Below are 17,117 nucleotides of genomic sequence, written 5' to 3' on the forward strand. Positions count from 1 at the left end.
ACATCCTTCCGGAGCAACCGCTCCTGATCTCGGATGTCCGTCAAAACGGGTCAGCCCCACATCCCATGAGCGTCGCCCGAGGTTTGCTTGACGGACGGCGCGCCTAGCGACCCTTCGAAGGGGAGGCAAATCGCGCCACCTCGAACTGCATGATCTTGGAACTCTGCTGCATCCAGTTCGCCATTTACTGAGCTTCGTCCTCGGTGGCGAACCTACGCCTGCGATTCTCATCCCGACGCTACGGGCGGTCGTCTTGGGGAATCCCCCTCGAAGCAATAAGAAATACTCCCGTCGCACAGGCACCGTAAGACGCACCACTCGGGTCCCCGATCTGCCGTACGAGTAGACCCCTCCTTCGACACGCGCCCTCCACAAGCCACCGCCTGCCACAACCCCAATCACCCTGCACTACAACCTGCGCCCATCAGCAGACCCGGACGTTACCGCCCGCCAGGCGGTCGGCAGGCTGTCCTCGTCGTGCTTTCAAAGGACGTCTTCGCGGGTCAGAGCGACGGTGCCCGGGACGGAATCCGAACCCGTATGCCTTTCGGCCGCGAGGTTCAAGTTCGCCCAACCCCGGTCCGTCAGCGTTCCACCTAGTCCGCACCGTGCTCCTCGCCTGGCTGGCGGACGTCGCCGGACTCGCCCGTATCGGGACGAACTGCAACTACCAGCGCTTCGTTGCGAACTCGGAGCAGGTTAGCCAGCGCTGGTTATCCCGGCGTAGCGGTCGGCCGCCTGCTGGGCATCTCAGACCATGTTGGCCGAACCGGCGGCTCGGGCCAGGAATGATGAGGGCCCTGAACCGTCACCGATGTCCTGACACATCCACTGTCACCGATGTCCTGATCCACAACCGTCACCTATGTCTTGAGACATCACAGTGACACTTACGCGGTCAACGAGCAAGCTTCGAACACTCGTTTTACTCTTCTCTCTATGGGCGGCAACAAGCGACACCCGCGCCCGAAGCCTTCGGACCCACTCAGGCGCTGCTGGGTGCTCGGCGACAACCGCGGGCAACGTGGTCCTTGGTAGGACTGATCTTGGAGTGGCCGAAGGTCAACTCGGAGGACTGGATGGCGCGCGTAATCTACGTGCGCAAACCACAGCGGAGCGAAGCTGTCGAGGAGTGGCTCATGGCTGGACTACTCACGCCGGCCGATTCTGCGAGCTTCGAGCCGATCACCGACGAGGCTCATTACATCGATCATCGTGGCCTTTAAACTACCGAGGGCGGGATCGTAGATCGAGTCAACGAAACCGCTTTGAGGCCTCGACGTTGTTTCAAGCTTCATTGGCGTGAATTGATTGACAAGCCGGAAGCGGCGTTCGCGTACTCCAGCCCCTACTGTTGGTGTTGGGAGGGATACGTCTATGGACTCGACTGCCCGTCCGCCAGCCGAAGCAGGGGGGCGCAGACACAAGTGGCGATTGGAGATCCTGGCCGCCGCCGCAGCGGCTGTCGCGATAGCAGTCACCCTCGGGGCACTGTGGTGGTCTGGCCTGATAGACGCGGATCCTCGTCCGCCCGCTGCAACCAAGACTGTGACAGTTTGGCCGACACAGACTCCGTCAGTAACGCCCTCGGAGACGCCCACGGAGACGCCCTCGGAGACGCCCTCGGAGACGCCTACAACTTCGGGACCACCTTCAAAACCTCCTCCTTCCTCAGTGGAGAAGCCGCAGACCTCCCGCGAGCGATACGAAGAGGCCGCGCGTCGCGAATTGGAGGCCGGGACGATCGCTTACAACGTGCCTCGACAGGCAAGGGTTAAAGAGGAATTCCAGGTGACCGCGAGGGTCCAGCGCGGAACTGTGACTATTTCGCCCTCCCTGACGCCTCTGCCAGGGACAGCCCCAGTGACGGTTGAAAAGTTGCGTGTGGGCACCTACATGCGGGCGGAACTGCGAGGAGGCGGATTTGAGGTCGAGCCGATCGATGACACACTGCAACTTATTGATGGTGTGACGGAGTGGACTTGGCAAGTTGTGCCGCTGTCTGCTGGATCACATTCGCTCCGCCTAACTCTGGTCGTTGAAATGGACGAACTCCCGCTGAGCAAGGGGACGTTCGAGCGAACGATCGAGGTCGCAGTTGAGGAGCGACCATCGGTGGTTAAGCAGTTTCTGGCGCTGTTCGACTGGTCGAATGTAGTCACGGCGGTGCTCATCGCCGTGCTCGTCGGAGCTCCGCAGTTCGTAAGGAAGCGCTGGGGGACGGGACCAGGCGAGGTGAAGGAAGGTGGTACGGAAGAGGAGAGCGCGGCGGGTGTCAGGCCCTCGGCCACGGCGTCCGGGGCGAAACAAGCGGTTGGCGTGAAGCCTCAATCAAGAAAGCCTCAACGCCGGGCCGCCCAGAAGAAGCCACCGCGCTCGAATCTGTGAGGTTTTGCGGTGGCCAGTCGAACACGTCTCCGCATCGCCCCGATAGCTGCCGACCTTAGGTTCGGTTCGGTGCGGGTCAGGGGTCGAGCTTGCTCGATCGCGGAGCGACGCCGGAGGCGCCCTCGACGCGAGCCGGGCCGAACCGTCCCTCCCATGATTGCTAGCGGGGCGATGCGGGAGCTCAGGATCAGACGGCAGGTCGCCTTGGCCACGGCGGCGGATGGCCGGCCGATGGCGAGTTGGTTCTAATTGACAGGGTGTCGACCGTTGATAGCGAGTGCTGCTGTCTTCGACTGGCACCCTGTTGGCACGTGCGCGCTAAGCCAACGGGGGACGGGGCCGACGAGCCCTTAGGCGAGGAGCCCGAAGGGTTGCCCCGCTCCCCCGGTCCACTGGTGGCGGCGTGCTTTCGGGCCCTGGAGGGGCCCGTCTTGAAGACGTAGAGAAACTTGAAGACGTAAAGGAACTTGTCAGGCGACAGATACGGACACTGCTGTTCTCCGTCGACGGATGCGTGACACTCGTCCGCCATGTGATCTGCGACAGCCGAGAGGCACGGATCGCGGCATGAGCGGTCAGGCTAGTCGTCGGTCGGCGGCGTGACCCAGCACGACGCACAGGAGGGGCGCTGGGACGCTCCGATAGCAGCCGACGGCTATGCGGGGAAGGCCTTCCAGTGTCCTTCGGAGATGACCTCGACGGTGCCGTCGGTCACCTTGATGGCGGTCTGGTCGTCGATGGCGTATGCCGGACCTGCGATGCGGGCGGCCCATCTCTCCGCAAAGACCATGGTGTTCTCCGGCATCTGCTCGTGGTCCAGGTGCGGGAAGATCGAGAAGTCGACGACCCCGAGCGTGCGGTCGTCCGGGGCAGCCGGCCACGAGACGAAGTCGTCACCGATCCGCGGTGTCATCACCATGCTGCCGGCACTCATCCCTACCCAGACCGTCTCGGGCAGCGACGGCATGAGCCGCGACAGCCCTGACTCCCGCATCCAGTGGCACAGGTACGTCGTGTCGCCGCCGTCTACCAGCAGCACGTCGGCCTCTCGGACCCACGGCACCCACCGCTCCTCGCCGATGCTGGGCAGCGCGGTGAGCTCCAGGACGCCCAAGGCCGCCCAGCCCAGGCTGGTCATCATGTGGAACGGAGGCTCGCCGGCGACGGAACTACGCACTGAGGCGGGCCCGAGCATCGGGTGGCCCCACTGCGCCGTGGGGATGCAGAGCGCACGGGACTCGGAGATCGGCTTGCCCAGCAGATCGACCAGCGCATCGCGGATGCTCTCGTTCGTAACGCCTCCGGATGTCAGAAGGAGCTTCACAACGCCTCCCGAGTTGAGTGCGACGGATTCGTGTGACATAGGCACCGCGCACGCGTCATCGCCTGACTCCTGTCTCGCCCTGTGGCGCCCTCGACTGGCAACCATTCACCTGTTCTACGAACACTACGTTCCGGATCAGACAGCCCCTGCCAGGAGATCCGGCGGGCCTCCGCATGCGCGCACTGCCATCTGCAGATCGGTGCGCTGCTCCGACACGTGAACAGACTTCTAGCCTGTCGCACATCAGTTGGCGGACATGTGTCGCGGATCTGTTGTCGGATCACAAGGATGCGGCGGCGACACAGGTCAGAGCAGAATGTGCCCGGGACGGGATTCGAACCCGTATGCCTTTCGGCTGCGAGGTTTAAGCTCGCTGCGTCTGCCGTTCCGCCACCCGGGCCTACAGCCAGAGGAGCACCCTACAAGTAGATCCCGGCCTGGGACACAGGGTAAGAGGGCGATGTTTCTAGGATATTAGGTCAGAGCCTGAAGTAGCTGAGGCAGCAGGGAATTTCCTGACCTGAGGGACGCTTGGAGGGTACGCCGCGGCGGTGGGCCGGTGAACCACCCGCACGGACGGGGAATCGAATCACCCGTGGGGCGGGCGGGTGAACCACCCCGCCCCGAACCACCCCAGCGGGCGCGGACTACAGGTAGGTCTTGCGGGGGTAGACCGCGTGGGCGCCGGCGACCCGGTCCAGGAACAAGAGACCTGTGCAGTGGTCGATTTCGTGTTGTAGGGCTCGGGCTTCGAAGGCGTCGGTGGTGAGGGTTACCGAGTCAGTCGTGCCGGGGAGTACTCCGGTTACCGTCAGGCGGGTGGCTCGCTTTACGTCGCCGGTCAGGTCGGGGACGGACATGCAGCCTTCTCGGGCCTTCTCCTGGCGGCTGGACTCCACGATCACCGCGTTGCAGAGGACAAAGACGCCGTGGCAGGTACGGGTCTTGGGGTGGCCAGTGACGTCCAAAGCGAACATCTGGGCGGCCACACCGACCTGGGGAGCAGCAAGACCGACGCAGCCGGGTGAGACTCGCATGGTGGCGACCAGATCGGCGGCCAGCGTGACCATCACCGGGTCTAGAGGATCGACGGTCGCGCCCTCGGTTGCGAGCACCGGATGAGGAGCGCGGACCACCTCCAGTACGTCGCCTGTGATGCCGAGCTGGGCGGGACTCCAACTCGCGAGGGTCTGGTTCAGGTGGGCGGTGTTCACGGAACTCACAGGTCGTCGCTCTCGGCTGGGCGCAGGGTGATTCCGACGCCGAGTTCGTCCGCGGTGATCTCGAGGGCGCGCTGGAGCATGTTCAGTTCGGCGCCCGCCGGGATCTCCACCTCGGCGGTGAGCACGTACAGGGAGCCGACGAGCCGGGTGGTCAGGTCGGTGATGGTGCCGCCGACCGAGGCGATCATCCGGGTGACCGCGGCGACGATGCCGGGGCGGTCCGCGCCGTGGACGCTGAGGATGTACGGCGCTCCGATCGGCGCGTGGGCGTGTTCCGGGCCCATCTGACGCACGGTGATCACCAGTTCGCCGCGCAGCGGCTGGAGCGCCTCGCGGACCTCGTCGAAGGGCCCGGAGCAGACGATCACCATCGCGAAGTGGCCGCGCAGCAGGGTCATCGTCGAGTCCTCGAGATTCACCCCGGTCTGGGCGAGGGCCTCGGTGACGTCGGCGATGATGCCCGGACGGTCCGGGCCGATGACGGTGACTGCGAGCTGGCTCATGGGCGCCGAATCTACCCGCACCGAAAGTCTCGACCGGCCGCGACTTCGGTATCCGGACTCCCCGCAAGGCCCGCGAAGGCGCCCTGAGCTGGCTAGATTCGACCTCATGGTCGGTTCCGAGGGTCCCAGACGGAGCACCCGGGACTGGGTGGTCGACAGCCTGTGCTTCGTCGTGGCGATCTTCGGCGGCTTCCTCCTGTACGACGACGGCTCGCGTGACCCGGTCCCGTCGGCGCTGCTCGCGTTCGACTTCTGGACCGGCATGGCGTTGTGTCTCACGCTCTGGTTCCGCCGGCGCTGGCCGGTCCAGCTGGCGGTGATCGCGGCGCTGGTGTCGACGTTCTCGGACACGGCGGGCGCTGCCACCCTGCTGCTGATCATCACGGTGGCGATCTACCGGCCGTTCCGGACGACCCTGCTGATCTTCCTCATCAACGCGGCAAGTCTGGCCATCTATCTCCAGGTCCGGCAGAAGCCCGAGTCGTTGCAGGAAGTCGCCATCTGGGCAGTCCTGATCTACTCGGCGGTGGCGGGCTGGGGCCTCTACCTGCGGTCCCGCCGTCAGCTCCTGCAGACACTGAGGGATCGCGCCGATCGTGCCGAGACGGTCGCACGGCTGCAGGCTCAGCAGGCGCAGATGCGGGCCCGGGAGGAGATCGCCCGCGAGATGCACGACGTGCTCGGCCATCGCCTGTCACTGCTCAGCGTGCACGCCGGCGCGCTGGCCTACCGCCCGGACGCAACCACCGACGAGGTGGCCGGCGCCGCCGAGACCATCGGGGCCAGCGCGCACCAGGCGTTGCAGGACCTCCGCGAGGTCATCGGCGTACTGCGCGCGCCCGTCGGCGAGCTCCCGCAGCCGACCTTCGCGGATCTGCCCGTGCTGGTCGAGGACTCCCGCGCGGCCGGGGTTCCGGTCGACCTGGAGTTCGATGCCGTGGGCAATCCCCCGGATCACGTCGGCCGTACGGCGTACCGGATCGTGCAGGAAGGCTTGACCAACGCGCTCAAGCACGCACCCGGCCACCCGGTCCGGATCCAGGTGATCGGTGCGCCAGGCAACGGGTTGAGCGTCGAGGTGACCAACCCCGCGCCCGGCAAGCGACCAGGCGCCGGCCAGGGCCTGATCGGGCTCAGCGAACGTGCCCAACTCGCCGACGGGCGGCTCGAACACGGCCGCACCCCCGAGGGCGAGTTCCGCCTCGCCGCCTGGCTACCGTGGCCCGCATGACCATCCGTGTCTTGATCGTGGACGACGATCCGCTGCTGCGCGCCGGGCTGAAACTGATGCTCGGCGGCGCTCCGGACATCCGGGTGGTCGGCGAGGCCGGTGACGGCGGCGGGGTCCAGAGCCTGATCGACAAGCTCTCCCCCGACGTCGTGCTGATGGACATCCGGATGCCCGGCACCGACGGCCTGACCGCGACCGAGGCCGTACGCCGCCGCCCGGGCGCGCCCGAGATCGTCATCCTGACGACCTTCGACGCCGACGACCACGTACTGCGCGCGCTCCGCGCCGGCGCCGCGGGCTTCATCCTCAAGGACACCCCGCCGGCCGAGATCGTCGAGTCGGTACGCCGGGTCGCGGGCGGCCAGCCGGTCCTCTCACCAGCGGTCACCAAGCGCCTGATCACCCGGGTCGCGGCGTCCGGCCAGGACCAGCGCAAGGCGAAGGCAACCGTCCGGCTGAAGGACCTGAACGACCGCGAACGCGAGATCGCCGTGGCGGTCGGCGAGGGCAAGTCCAACGCCGAGATCAGCGCGACCCTCTACCTCAGCGTGCCCACGGTGAAGACGCACGTCTCCCGCATCCTCACCAAGCTGGACATGAACAACCGGGTCCAGATCGCCCTGCTGGTCCACGACGCCGGCCTCCTCGACGACACCCGCTGATCACCGCTGCGTCACTCATTCGAATTAGCCTGAGGGAGTCCGTCCGCCCCCGGAAGGTTCTGGCATGCGCTTGCTCGTCGGTGGTCTCGCCCTCACCCTGCTACTCCCCGCCCTAACCGCCGAAGCCTCGGCAACAGCCGTCGCACCGACCGTCCAGGCGGCAGTAGCCGACCCGGCGGCGTACGTCGATCCCCTGATCGGGTCTGCCAGGGACGGCAACACCTGGCCCGGCGCGGTGCGGCCGTTCGGGATGATCTCGTGGAGCCCCACCAGCACCCGGGGCGACCAGACGAGCACCGGCGCCGCCAACGGCTACCAGTACGACACGACGCGAGTGCGCGGGTTCAGCCTCACCCACGTGAACGGCGCGGGCTGCAACCCGGGCGCCGCCGGCGACGTCCCGATCATGCCGTACGTCGGCCAGGTGGACACCTCGCCGACAGCGGACACCACCGACGCGAAGTACGCGAGCGACTTCAGCCACGCGCAGGAGGTCGCGAAGCCCGGCCGGTACACCGTGACGCTGGCGAACGGGGTCAAGTCGGACCTGGCGGTCACCACCCGCGCGGGCGTCGGCGAGTTCGGCTTCCCCACCGCCGGCCAGGCGAACCTGCTGTTCCGCACCTCGAACTCCCTGAACGGCAGCCAGGACGCCGAGATCAGCATCGACGCCGCGAACCGCAAGGTCACCGGATCCGTCCTCACCGGCGCGTTCTGCGGGCGCCGCGCGAACGGCGGCATCAACAACCGCAAGTCGTACTACCGGCTCTACTTCACCGCCTCCTTCGACCAGCCGGTGGTTGCCACCGGCACCTGGAAGGACAGCACGATCACGCCGGGCGGAACCAAGACCACCGGCGGCGAGGGCTACGCGACCGGCGCGGACCGGGCCGGCCGCGGCTCGGGCGGATTCGTCAGCTTCGCGCCGGGGGCCAAGGTGCGGATGCGGATCGGCATCTCCTACGTGAGCCTGGCCGGCGCCGAGCAGAACCTGAAAACCGAAGTACGGCCGAACGCGACGGTGAACCGGATCGCGGCCGCCGGCTACAAGCAGTGGAAGAACGAACTGCAGAACGTCCGGATCACCGGCGGAAGCGAGACGCAGCGGACCACCTTCTACACCGCGCTGTACCACGCCATGCTGCAGCCGAACATCTTCAACGACGTCGACGGGCGGTACCTCGGCAGTGACCAGCAGGTCCACCGGCTCGCGGCGGGCCAGCGGGCGCAGTACGGGACGTTCTCCGGGTGGGACCAGTATCGGGCGCACATCCAACTGCTGGCATTGCTGAAGCCGGAGATCGCGGGTGACTTCGCGCAGTCGATGTACCAGTTCGCCCAGCAGAACAAGGGGATCTGGGACCGCTGGCTGCACAACAACGGCCCGACCCACGTGATGACGGGTGATCCGGCGGCGCCGACGCTGGCGACGTTCGCGGCGATGGGTGTGCGGAACTTCGATGCCGAGGGCGCCTACGCGTCACTGCTCAAGCAAGCGACCGTGCAGAACGAAGAGGCCGAGAACGACGGCGGTTGCCCCGGGCAATGCACCGGGCAACGACCCGCACTGAATACGTACCTCGCCAAGCACTACGCGCCGCAGGACGCGTGCCACTGCTGGGGTGGAGCCGCGGAGACGCTGGAGAACTCGCTGGCCGACTTCTCCCTTGCCCAGTGGGGATCCCGGCTCGGCCAACCCAACGCAGCGCTGACAGAGCGCGGCAGTTGGTGGAAGAACACCTTCGACCCGGCAGTGGGATACCAGCGGGCGCGGAAGTCCGACGGAACTTGGCAGCCCGGCTTCACGCCGTCAACGGATGTGGGATTCGCGCAAGGATCCAGCGCGACCTACACGTGGATGGTGCCGCAGGATGTCTCGGGCTTGGCCGCGGCGATGGGCGGCAACGCAGTACAGCGGCTTGATGGGTTCTTCCACGATGATGCCGGGAACTGGGCGGTCAAGGGCGGCAGCGCGCTGCGGTACGACCCGACCAATGAGCCGGGGCTGCACACACCGTGGCTCTACAACGGACTCGGGGTGGCTTGGAAGACGCAGGCGACGACTCGCGAGATCGTGGACACGGTCTATGGAGTCGGGCCGGCCGGGCTGCCGGGGAACGACGATCTGGGGACGTTGTCGGCGTGGTACGTGTTCGCCGCGATCGGGCTGTTCCCGCAGACGCCAGGGCGGGCCGAACTGCTCGTCGGGAGTCCCCTGTTCCCGAAGGTCGAGCTGCGCCGGAGCAACGGAGTACGGCTGACTGTGGAGGCTCCGGAGACCTCGGACGCCAACCAGTACGTGCAGTCGCTCTCCCTCAACGGCAAACCGCAGACCGAGTCCTGGCTGCCGGAGTCGTTCATCACCCGCGGCGGCCGGATCAACGTGCAGTTGGGAGCGGCACCCACTGGCTGGGGCACCGCTCCCAATGACTACTAGCTCCCGGTGGCCCGGCGGAACTCGTCGTTCGGGGTCTGCAGGCTGCCGAGGCTGGTGACCTCGCGGCGGAAGAACAACGCGAGGGTCCAGTCGAGGATGACCCGTGCCTTGCGGTTGAAGGTGGGGACGCGGGACACGTGGTACGTCCGGTGCAGGAACCAGGCCGGCCAGCCCTTCACCTTCACGCCGTACAGCTGGGCGACGCCCTTGTGCAGGCCGAGGCTCGCCACCGAGCCGACGTACTTGTGCTTGTAGTCCTGCGGGGCTTCGCCGTCGACCACCCGGAGGATGCTGGCGGCGAGGCGGTGGGCCTGACGGACCGCGTGCTGGGCGTTCGGAGCGCAGTACGCGCCGGTCTCGGAGGTGAGGTCGGGCACGGCCGCGTTGTCACCGGCGGACCAGGCGTCGTCGACACCCTCGATCCGCAGGTTCGGCAGGCACTTGACCCGGCCCTTCTCGTCCAGCGGGAAGCCGGTGCTGGCCAGCGCCGGGTTGGCCTTCACACCGGCGGTCCAGACGATCGTGTCGGCGTCGAACTCCTCGCCGTCGCTGAGCACGACGCGGCCCTTCTCGCAGGACTCCAGCCGGGTCTCCAGCTTGATGTCCATGTCGCGCTTGCGCAGCTGCTCGACCGTGTACTGCCCCAGCTCGGGTCCGACCTCGGGCAGGATCCGGTTGGTGGCCTCGACCAGCACCCAGCGCATGTCCTCGGGCTGGATGTTGTCGTAGTACCGGGTGGCGTAGCGGGCCATGTCCTCGAGCTCGGCGAACGCCTCGACACCGGCGTACCCGCCACCGACGAAGACGAAGGTGAGCGCGGACTTGCGCAGGACCGGGTCGGGCTGGGATGACGCGACGTCGAGCCGGTCGAGCACCTTGTTGCGCAGGGCGATCGCTTCCTCGACGTTCTTGAACCCGGTGGCCTCCTCGGCCAGCCCCGGGATCGGCAGCGTCCGCGCGATCGAGCCGAGCGCGACGACCACCTGGTCGTAGGCGAGCTCGTAGTCGGGGCCCTCCTCGGGCATCACCTTGGCGACCTTGTTGGCGTGGTCGATGCCGGTGACGCGGCCGGTGACGACCCGGCAGCCCTTCAGGGTCTTGCGGAGCGGCACCACGACGTGCCGTGGTTCGACCGAGCCGGCCGCCGCTTCGGGCAGGAACGGCTGGTAGGTCATCACCGAGCGGGGGTCGACGACGGTGACCCGGATCCTGCCCCGGCGAGCGGCCTTGCGCAGGCCGTACGCGGTGTACATCCCGACGTAACCGCCTCCGACGACGAGGATGTGCGGTACCTGGGCTGCCATTGCCTTCACTCTCCCTGAGTGGTGCTCCAACTTCATGTCCACTTCAGGATACCGGCCTCGTGAAAACTTTCACAAGCCATCTCCCGGGTGATCTCAACCACCGGGAATCCCTCTCCGGAGGGTTCCCCCATGGCCTATCGTGCGGCCTTCCGCCGCCCAGACCTAGCGATCCCTCCCGACTGACCGCTACCCGGTACACAACCGCAAGACCCGGCTACAGGCCGGCGATCGTCCTCGCCCGGGTCATCACCGCGTCGAGCATGGGTTCGGTGAGTTTGCCGGTGAAGGTGTTCTGCTGGCTGGGGTGGAAGCAGCCGAGCACGACGACTTCGCCGTACGGCGTGGGGACCCCGTACTCGACGGCGTGGCCGAACTTCGGGCGGGGTTTCGGGACCTCGCCGCCGACGGCCTGCAAGGCGTTCAGGAGGGCGTCGAAGCCGAACTTGCCGAGGCAGACGATCGCCCGGGTGAACGGCAGAACCAACTCCAGTTCGCGCCGGAACCACGGGGAGCAGGTGTCGCGCTCGGTGGGAGTGGGCTTGTTGGCCGGCGGGGCGCAGCGGACGGCTGCCATCATGCGGGCGCCGAGCAGCCGCAACCCGTCGCCGGCGTGCTCGCTGGTGGGTTGGGAGGCCAGCCCGACCCGATAGAGCGACGCGAACAACCAGTCCCCCGAGCGATCTCCGGTGAACACCCGGCCGGTGCGATTCCCGCCGTTCGCCGCGGGAGCCAGGCCCGCGATCAGCACCCGCGGTTCGGGGTCCCCCCAGCCGGCGATCGGCCGGCCCCAGTACGGCTGGTCCGCGAACGACTTTCGCTTGCTGTGGGCAACCTCCTCGCGCCACTCCACCAACCGGGGACAAGCGCAGCAGACGGACACCCTGGCGTCGAGTTCAGCCAGGGTGTCCGTCTGCGTGAGCTTGACGACCTCCGCCGCGTCACGAGCGACCGGAGTACTGCGGGCCGCCGGGTCCTCGGGCCAGCCCGTGCCCGGCGGCACCGGGCTTTCGTACAACTCCCCCGTCAACGGGTGCGGCAGTCGCATTCAGCCAGGTTAGTGCGTCTCCACCGGCTGCAGAGCCGGCACGACGGGCTCCATCGAGGACCGGCGGCGCCGAGCCGTCGGAACCAGCAGAGCGAGCACCACCGCGACCGCGGCAACTGCGGCCAGGACGATGAACGCGTCGGTGAAGCCGGACTCGGACGGCAGTCCGTTGGCCTGGACGTGTGCGGTGAGAATCGAACTGACCACCGCCGTACCGATCGAGCCACCGATCGTTCGGATGTTCGCGTTCATCCCGCTCGCGGCGCCGGTCTGGTGCCTCTGCACGTTCTGCACGATCAGGCTCGTCATGGACGCGTAGGCGAGACCGATACCGAGGCCGGCCACTCCACCGGCGGCGGCGACCTGCCACGGCTGGCTGTGGAGCGTGGCGAGGGCCACGCAGGAGATCAGGCTGAACACGGAGCCCAGGATCAGTTGGGCCTTGACGTCGAAGCGCGGCGCGATCGGACCGCTGAGCGAGCCGGCGACCGCCATCCCGACGAGCATCGGCAGCATGAGCAGACCGGCGCGGGTCACTGTGGCGCCGAAGCCGTAGCCGGCCGCGGTCGGGACCTGCATGAACTGCGGGAGGAAGGCGTAGACGGCGAACATGCCGGCACCGAACAGCAACGCCACCAGGTTGGTCGTCCAGACCGCGGGAAGCCGCATCATGCGCATGTCGATCAGCGGATTGCCGGAGCGGAGTTCGATCGCCACCCAGCCGGCGAACAGGACCACGGCCAGGGCCAGGAGCCCGACCGTCCAACCGGAGGTCCAGCCCCAGACGGTCGCCTTGCTCAGCGGAAGGAGGAGCGCGACCAGCCAACTGGACAGGGCCAGGGCCGCGATCCAGTCCACCCGGCCGGGGTGGCGCGAGGGGGATTCGGGGACGAAACGGTGGGCCGCGAGCATGACCAGACCGATGACCAGCAGCGGGATCCAGAACAGCCAGCGCCAGTCGAGGTTCTGGACGACCGGTCCGGCCAGGACGATGCCGAGACCGCCGCCGGCCGCGATGACGGCGGACAGGATGCCGACCAGGGACGGCACCCGCTCGGACGGGAACTCGTCGCGGACGATGCCGAACGACAAGGGGAAGATCGCGCCGCCGAGGCCCTGGACCACCCGGCCGACGATCAGTACTGCGATGTTCGGAGCGAGCGCGGCGATCAGGGAGCCGGCTGCGACGGCGGCCAGCGCGATCATCAGGGTGCGCTTCTTGCCGGCCAGGTCTCCGATCCGGCCGAGCAGCGGGGTGGCCACCGAGGCCGACAGCAACCAGGCCGTCAGGGTCCAGGTCACCGTCCCCTGACTGGTGTGCAGATCACGCTGGATCACCGGCAGGGCCGGACTGACCAGGGACTGCAGCATCGAGAACGAGGCGGCCGCCGTGGCCAGGACGAGCAGGATCAGCCGCGCAGAAGACGTGCTTGTACGCATCAGGTATTCCTTCGGAACTGAGCCGATGCCGCGGCAGAACGCGCGGGCATCGCGGAAAGCCTCACGTGGTAAAGTCGAGGCGTGCCTCCACTATAACGGAGGTATGCCTCCGGTTCTAGTCGTTAGGGTGGATGAGGTGACCGAGAACACACGCTCCGGCCTGGGCGTCGCCGTGAAGCGCCCGCATCGCGCGGACGCCCGCCGCAACTTCGACGCCCTGCTCGCCGCCGCCCGGGACGCCTTCGCCGAGCACGGCACCGGAGCGTCGCTGGAGGACATCGCCCGCAACGCCGGCGTCGGGATCGGCACCCTCTACCGGAACTTCCCGACCCGCCAGGATCTCTTCGACAGCGTCTATCTGGGCGAGGTCGAGGAGCTCTGCCAGGCCGCCGAGCAGGTGGCCGACCTGCCGCCGTGGGAGGCGCTGGAGACGTGGCTCAACCGCTTCGTCGGGTACGCCGCCACCAAGCGCGCGATCTACGAGTCGCTGAACCGTGAGTCCGAGATGTTCCGCACCGCCCGCGAGGCGATGTACGGCGCGGGCCAACCGCTCTTCGACCGGGCCCAGGCGGCCGGCGAGGTCCGCTCCGACACCAACTTCGACGACGTCCTGCGAATGGTCAGCGGCCTCACCGGCGCCGGCTTCGTCGACGAGGACCAACGCACCCGAGTCCTCCACCTCGCCCTGGACGGCCTCCGCCCGAGGTGAGTTCCCGCGGGTGGAAAGCGGTGGCGCGGGGATGCCTTGGCAGGCGATCATCGAGCGGGTGAGGACCTTGCGTGGATGCTGAGGTGGCGGCCAATCGGGTCGCATGGGAGAAGGCGTCCCAGAAGCACGTCGACGAGTACGACGAATTGCTGGCTGAGGCTGCTGAGCGGAAGTCGCTGACGCAGCGGGAGTTGGAATTGCTTCAGCCGGTACTGGCCGGGGCGCCGCTGGTCGTGCATCTGCAGAGCGGGCATGGGCTGGATGATTTCGCGCTGCTGGATCGTGGGGCTCGCCACGTGGTGGGCGTCGACTACAGCGTGACGGCGGCGACCGCTGCTCACCGGCGAGCGCGGCAACTTGAGGTCGGAACCGCGTACGTTGTGGCCGAGGTGCCTGTGGTGCCTTTGAAAGAAGGGTGTGCCGGGCTCGTCTACACCGGCAAAGGCGCGCTCATCTGGATGCGTGACCTCGAGGCCTGGGCCCACGAGGTGGCGCGACTGCTGGAGCCCGAGGGGCGGCTGTTCGTCTACGAAGCGCACCCCACGGTCCCGCTGTGGTCCTGGGACGAGGACGAGCCGAGGATCCGCCCGGACCGTGGCTACTTCGCCAGGTCGCACATCAACGACAGCTTCCCGGCCAACGGCGCGCAGGAATGGCAGTGGTCGCTCGGCGAGATCGTCACCGCCGTCGTCCGCGCGGGCCTCGAGATCGAAACCCTCGAGGAGTACGCCGAACCGTTCTGGCGCCCCGGCGGCGTACAGGCGGCTGCCTGGCAGGGCCGGCTGCCGAACTCCTTCGCGCTACTCGCCCGTCGCAAGAGCTAGCGCGACCCCGTCGAGGATGTCGTGCTCGGACACCACGACCTCGTCGTACGCCAGGTCGTCGGCGATCCGGTCGTGGATCCGTTGCAGGATCAGTGCTCCGGCGCCGATCACGTCCACCCGCCCAGGATGAATCGCCCGCACCGCGGAACGCGCCATCCGGGTCGATCCCATCAGCCACGAGGTGGTGTCGAGCAGCACGTCGGCCGGGATCCGCGCGTGGTGGATCGCGCCCGGGTCGTACTCCTTCAGCCCGAGCGCTACCGCGGCGACGGTGGTCACCGTGCCGGCGACCCCGATCAGGCAGCGCGCGTCGGACAATGGGACGACCGTGGAGTCGAGCAGTTCGTCGACGTCCTTGGTGGCGGCGGTCATCTCCTCCACGGAGTGCGGGTCGGACGGCAGATGCCGCTCGGTCATCCGGACCGACCCCATGTCGAGCGACTCGGCCGCGATGACGCCGGACTCGTCACCCAGGACGAGTTCGGTGGAGCCGCCGCCGATGTCGGTCACCAGATACGGCCCCGGCAGGTCGAGCGCGGCGAGTCCGCTGGTCGCGCCACGGAAGCTCAGCGCGGCCTCCTCGGCGCCGGAGATGATGTCCGGCTCCACGCCGAAACGGGCGAAGACGCCGGCGAAGAACTCGTCGCGGTTGCTGACGTCGCGAGCCGCCGAGGTGGCGACGAACCGCAACTGTTCGACCCCGGCCGCGCGGACCGCCTCGGCGTACTCCGCGCAGACCGCGAAGGTCCGCAGCAACGCGTCGGGAGCGAAGGCGCCGGTGGAATCGACCCCCTGGCCCAGGCGGACGATCTGCATCCGCCGGTCGACGTCGGTCAGCGACCCGTCGGCGTAGTCGGCGATCAGCAGCCGGATCGAGTTCGTCCCGCAGTCCACCGCGGCGACGCGAACGGGCGCGGTCGCAGTACCGGCGTCAGACACAGGGACCCCGGCGACCCCAGTCGGGCAGCATCTCCAGAGCTTCGTCGCCCAGCGGGTTCACGCCCGGCCCGGCCGCCAGCGAGTGGCCGACCAGCACGTGCAGGCACTTCACCCGGGTCGGCATCCCGCCGGCGCTGATCCCCTTCACCTCGGGGACGTCACCGAGCACTTCCCGCCGAGCGAGATAGTCCTCGTGCGCGGACCGATAACGAGCCGCCAGGTCCTCGTCCTCGCCGAGCCGGTCCGTCATCTCCTTCATCACGCCCTCGGCCTCCAGCCGGCCGATCGCCGACGCCAGCCGCGGGCAGGTGACGTAGTACGTGGTCGGGAACGGGGTGCCGTCGGGCAGCCGCGGCTCGGTCTCCACCACGTCGGGCAGGCCGCAGGTGCAGCGGTGCGCGATCGAGCGGATCCCGCGGGCGGGCCGGCCGAGTTGCTCGCTCACGGCCGTGACGTCCTCGGGTGAAACGCTCACCTGCTGCCCTTCGGTGGTGCGGTCAGAACCGGCTTGGGGGTGGGCTTCGGCGCGCTCGGCGTGGCCGACTGCGGTGGTTTGCCGGCGCCTTCGACGCTGCCCCAGAGCTTGGTGTACCAGGTCGGCTTCTCGACGTCGGCCTGCGGATCGGCCGGTCCGGCCGGCTCCGGCGGCGCCCCGACGGGCTTGCCGTCGGCGCCGATCACCCGGTAGCCGATCTCACCGGGCATCACCCAGCCGAGCCGCTGCCGGGCCTGGGCCCGGACGTAGGCGTCGTCGTTCCAGCGGGCGATCTCGTTGTCCAACTGGTCGACCCGCTTCTCCCGGTCGGCGATCTCCTGCCGCAGCGCGCTGATCTGCTGGTGCTGGTCGAACCAGACCCGCAGGCTCTGCGCGTAGGACACGATCAGCGCACCGAGCACGAGCAGCACGACGGCTGCCCGGCCGGTGAGGTTGCGGGAACCCCGGGTCCGGGGTGGACCGGCCGGGGTCCCCGTCGTACGGCGCTTGGGCTGGTTGCCGTCCCGGCGGGCAGGTGGACGCGACTGGCTGCGACTCGTCGGTCGCGAGCCCGGACGTGCACCTGGATCCCGGCGGGAGGACATCCAAAAAC

Annotated in this window: 15 protein-coding genes and 1 tRNA gene; 6 read left to right on the forward strand and 10 right to left on the reverse strand. The window is 67.9% G+C overall.

The features are described from left to right. Positions 1-1,674 precede the first annotated feature (1,674 nt). On the forward strand, positions 1,675-2,388 hold the full coding sequence (locus tag ABD255_RS41515) for a hypothetical protein (protein ID WP_344222357.1): 714 nt from the start codon (positions 1,675-1,677) through the stop codon (positions 2,386-2,388). Positions 2,389-3,043: 655 nt separating this feature from the next. On the opposite strand, the gene ABD255_RS41520 is transcribed toward ABD255_RS41515, so the two are convergent. The 4 genes from ABD255_RS41520 to ABD255_RS41535 all read right to left on the reverse strand — a co-directional run bounded on the left by ABD255_RS41520 (position 3,044) and on the right by ABD255_RS41535 (position 5,438). Continuing rightward, positions 3,044-3,712, reverse strand: a complete 669-nt coding sequence (locus ABD255_RS41520) for a Type 1 glutamine amidotransferase-like domain-containing protein (RefSeq protein WP_344222358.1) — start codon at positions 3,710-3,712, stop codon at positions 3,044-3,046. A gap of 319 nt (positions 3,713-4,031) precedes the next feature. Then, positions 4,032-4,112: transfer RNA gene (locus ABD255_RS41525), tRNA-Leu, on the reverse strand. A gap of 247 nt (positions 4,113-4,359) precedes the next feature. Beyond that, on the reverse strand, positions 4,360-4,935 hold the full coding sequence (locus ABD255_RS41530; protein ID WP_344222359.1) for a peptide deformylase: 576 nt from the start codon (positions 4,933-4,935) through the stop codon (positions 4,360-4,362). After that, complete coding sequence (locus ABD255_RS41535) at positions 4,932-5,438, reverse strand: glycine cleavage system transcriptional repressor (RefSeq protein ID WP_344222360.1); 507 nt, start codon at positions 5,436-5,438, stop codon at positions 4,932-4,934. Before ABD255_RS41535 ends, ABD255_RS41530 begins: the two co-directional genes overlap by 4 nt. Positions 5,439-5,544: 106 nt before the next feature. Here ABD255_RS41535 and ABD255_RS41540 point away from each other — a divergent pair, with 106 nt between their 5' ends. From ABD255_RS41540 to ABD255_RS41550, 3 genes are all read left to right on the forward strand, one after another. After that, a complete protein-coding gene (locus ABD255_RS41540) occupies positions 5,545-6,669 on the forward strand; it encodes a sensor histidine kinase (protein WP_344222361.1) in 1,125 nt (374 codons plus the stop codon). Then, the gene (locus tag ABD255_RS41545) at positions 6,666-7,331 is read left to right on the forward strand and encodes a response regulator (RefSeq protein ID WP_344222362.1); all 666 of its coding nucleotides are present in this window, start codon (positions 6,666-6,668) and stop codon (positions 7,329-7,331) included. Before ABD255_RS41540 ends, ABD255_RS41545 begins: the two co-directional genes overlap by 4 nt. Positions 7,332-7,395: 64 nt before the next feature. Beyond that, complete coding sequence (locus ABD255_RS41550) at positions 7,396-9,768, forward strand: GH92 family glycosyl hydrolase (RefSeq protein WP_344222363.1); 2,373 nt, start codon at positions 7,396-7,398, stop codon at positions 9,766-9,768. Here ABD255_RS41550 and ABD255_RS41555 read toward each other — a convergent pair. The 3 genes from ABD255_RS41555 to ABD255_RS41565 form a co-directional block, all read right to left on the reverse strand. Continuing rightward, complete coding sequence (locus ABD255_RS41555; protein WP_344222364.1) at positions 9,765-11,072, reverse strand: NAD(P)/FAD-dependent oxidoreductase; 1,308 nt, start codon at positions 11,070-11,072, stop codon at positions 9,765-9,767. The genes ABD255_RS41550 and ABD255_RS41555 overlap by 4 nt on opposite strands. Positions 11,073-11,286: 214 nt before the next feature. Beyond that, on the reverse strand, positions 11,287-12,117 hold the full coding sequence (locus tag ABD255_RS41560) for a uracil-DNA glycosylase (RefSeq protein WP_344222366.1): 831 nt from the start codon (positions 12,115-12,117) through the stop codon (positions 11,287-11,289). A 9-nt stretch (positions 12,118-12,126) separates the two neighbouring features. Beyond that, on the reverse strand, positions 12,127-13,557 hold the full coding sequence (locus tag ABD255_RS41565) for an MFS transporter (protein ID WP_344222367.1): 1,431 nt from the start codon (positions 13,555-13,557) through the stop codon (positions 12,127-12,129). Positions 13,558-13,693: 136 nt separating this feature from the next. Between ABD255_RS41565 and ABD255_RS41570 the strand changes: the two genes are divergently transcribed. Then, positions 13,694-14,266: a TetR/AcrR family transcriptional regulator gene (locus ABD255_RS41570; protein ID WP_344222368.1), complete on the forward strand. Its 573-nt coding sequence runs from the start codon at positions 13,694-13,696 to the stop codon at positions 14,264-14,266. A gap of 71 nt (positions 14,267-14,337) precedes the next feature. Next, positions 14,338-15,090 (forward strand): methyltransferase domain-containing protein, encoded by a 753-nt coding sequence (locus ABD255_RS41575; RefSeq protein WP_344222369.1) that lies wholly within the window; start codon positions 14,338-14,340, stop codon positions 15,088-15,090. Here the strand turns inward: ABD255_RS41575 and ABD255_RS41580 are convergent. The 3 genes from ABD255_RS41580 to ABD255_RS41590 are packed head-to-tail and all read right to left on the reverse strand — an operon-like array spanning position 15,067 to position 17,109. Then, on the reverse strand, positions 15,067-16,029 hold the full coding sequence (locus ABD255_RS41580; protein ID WP_344222370.1) for a Ppx/GppA phosphatase family protein: 963 nt from the start codon (positions 16,027-16,029) through the stop codon (positions 15,067-15,069). The two genes, ABD255_RS41575 and ABD255_RS41580, sit on opposite strands and share 24 nt — an antisense overlap. Next, the gene (locus ABD255_RS41585; RefSeq protein WP_344222371.1) at positions 16,022-16,504 is read right to left on the reverse strand and encodes a DUF501 domain-containing protein; all 483 of its coding nucleotides are present in this window, start codon (positions 16,502-16,504) and stop codon (positions 16,022-16,024) included. The genes ABD255_RS41580 and ABD255_RS41585 overlap by 8 nt, the downstream gene beginning before the upstream one ends. Then, positions 16,501-17,109 carry an FtsB family cell division protein gene (locus tag ABD255_RS41590; protein ID WP_344222372.1) on the reverse strand — a complete coding sequence of 203 codons (609 nt, stop codon included), beginning with the start codon at positions 17,107-17,109 and terminating at the stop codon, positions 16,501-16,503. The genes ABD255_RS41585 and ABD255_RS41590 overlap by 4 nt, the downstream gene beginning before the upstream one ends. Between the last annotated feature and the right edge of the window lie 8 nt (positions 17,110-17,117).

Source organism: Kribbella sancticallisti, assembly GCF_039530625.1.
GTDB classification, from domain to species: domain Bacteria; phylum Actinomycetota; class Actinomycetes; order Propionibacteriales; family Kribbellaceae; genus Kribbella; species Kribbella sancticallisti.

What these genes read in the sequence shown, in the direction of transcription:
- ABD255_RS41535 (WP_344222360.1), bottom strand. Translation starts at nt 5,438, where the DNA reads ATGAGCCAGCTCGCAGTCACCGTCATCGGCCCGGACCGTCCGGGCATC.
- ABD255_RS41540 (WP_344222361.1), top strand. Translation starts at nt 5,545, where the DNA reads ATGGTCGGTTCCGAGGGTCCCAGACGGAGCACCCGGGACTGGGTGGTC.
- ABD255_RS41545 (WP_344222362.1), top strand. Translation starts at nt 6,666, where the DNA reads ATGACCATCCGTGTCTTGATCGTGGACGACGATCCGCTGCTGCGCGCC.
- ABD255_RS41550 (WP_344222363.1), top strand. Translation starts at nt 7,396, where the DNA reads ATGCGCTTGCTCGTCGGTGGTCTCGCCCTCACCCTGCTACTCCCCGCC.
- ABD255_RS41555 (WP_344222364.1), bottom strand. Translation starts at nt 11,072, where the DNA reads ATGGCAGCCCAGGTACCGCACATCCTCGTCGTCGGAGGCGGTTACGTC.
- ABD255_RS41560 (WP_344222366.1), bottom strand. Translation starts at nt 12,117, where the DNA reads ATGCGACTGCCGCACCCGTTGACGGGGGAGTTGTACGAAAGCCCGGTG.
- ABD255_RS41565 (WP_344222367.1), bottom strand. Translation starts at nt 13,557, where the DNA reads ATGCGTACAAGCACGTCTTCTGCGCGGCTGATCCTGCTCGTCCTGGCC.
- ABD255_RS41590 (WP_344222372.1), bottom strand. Translation starts at nt 17,109, where the DNA reads ATGTCCTCCCGCCGGGATCCAGGTGCACGTCCGGGCTCGCGACCGACG.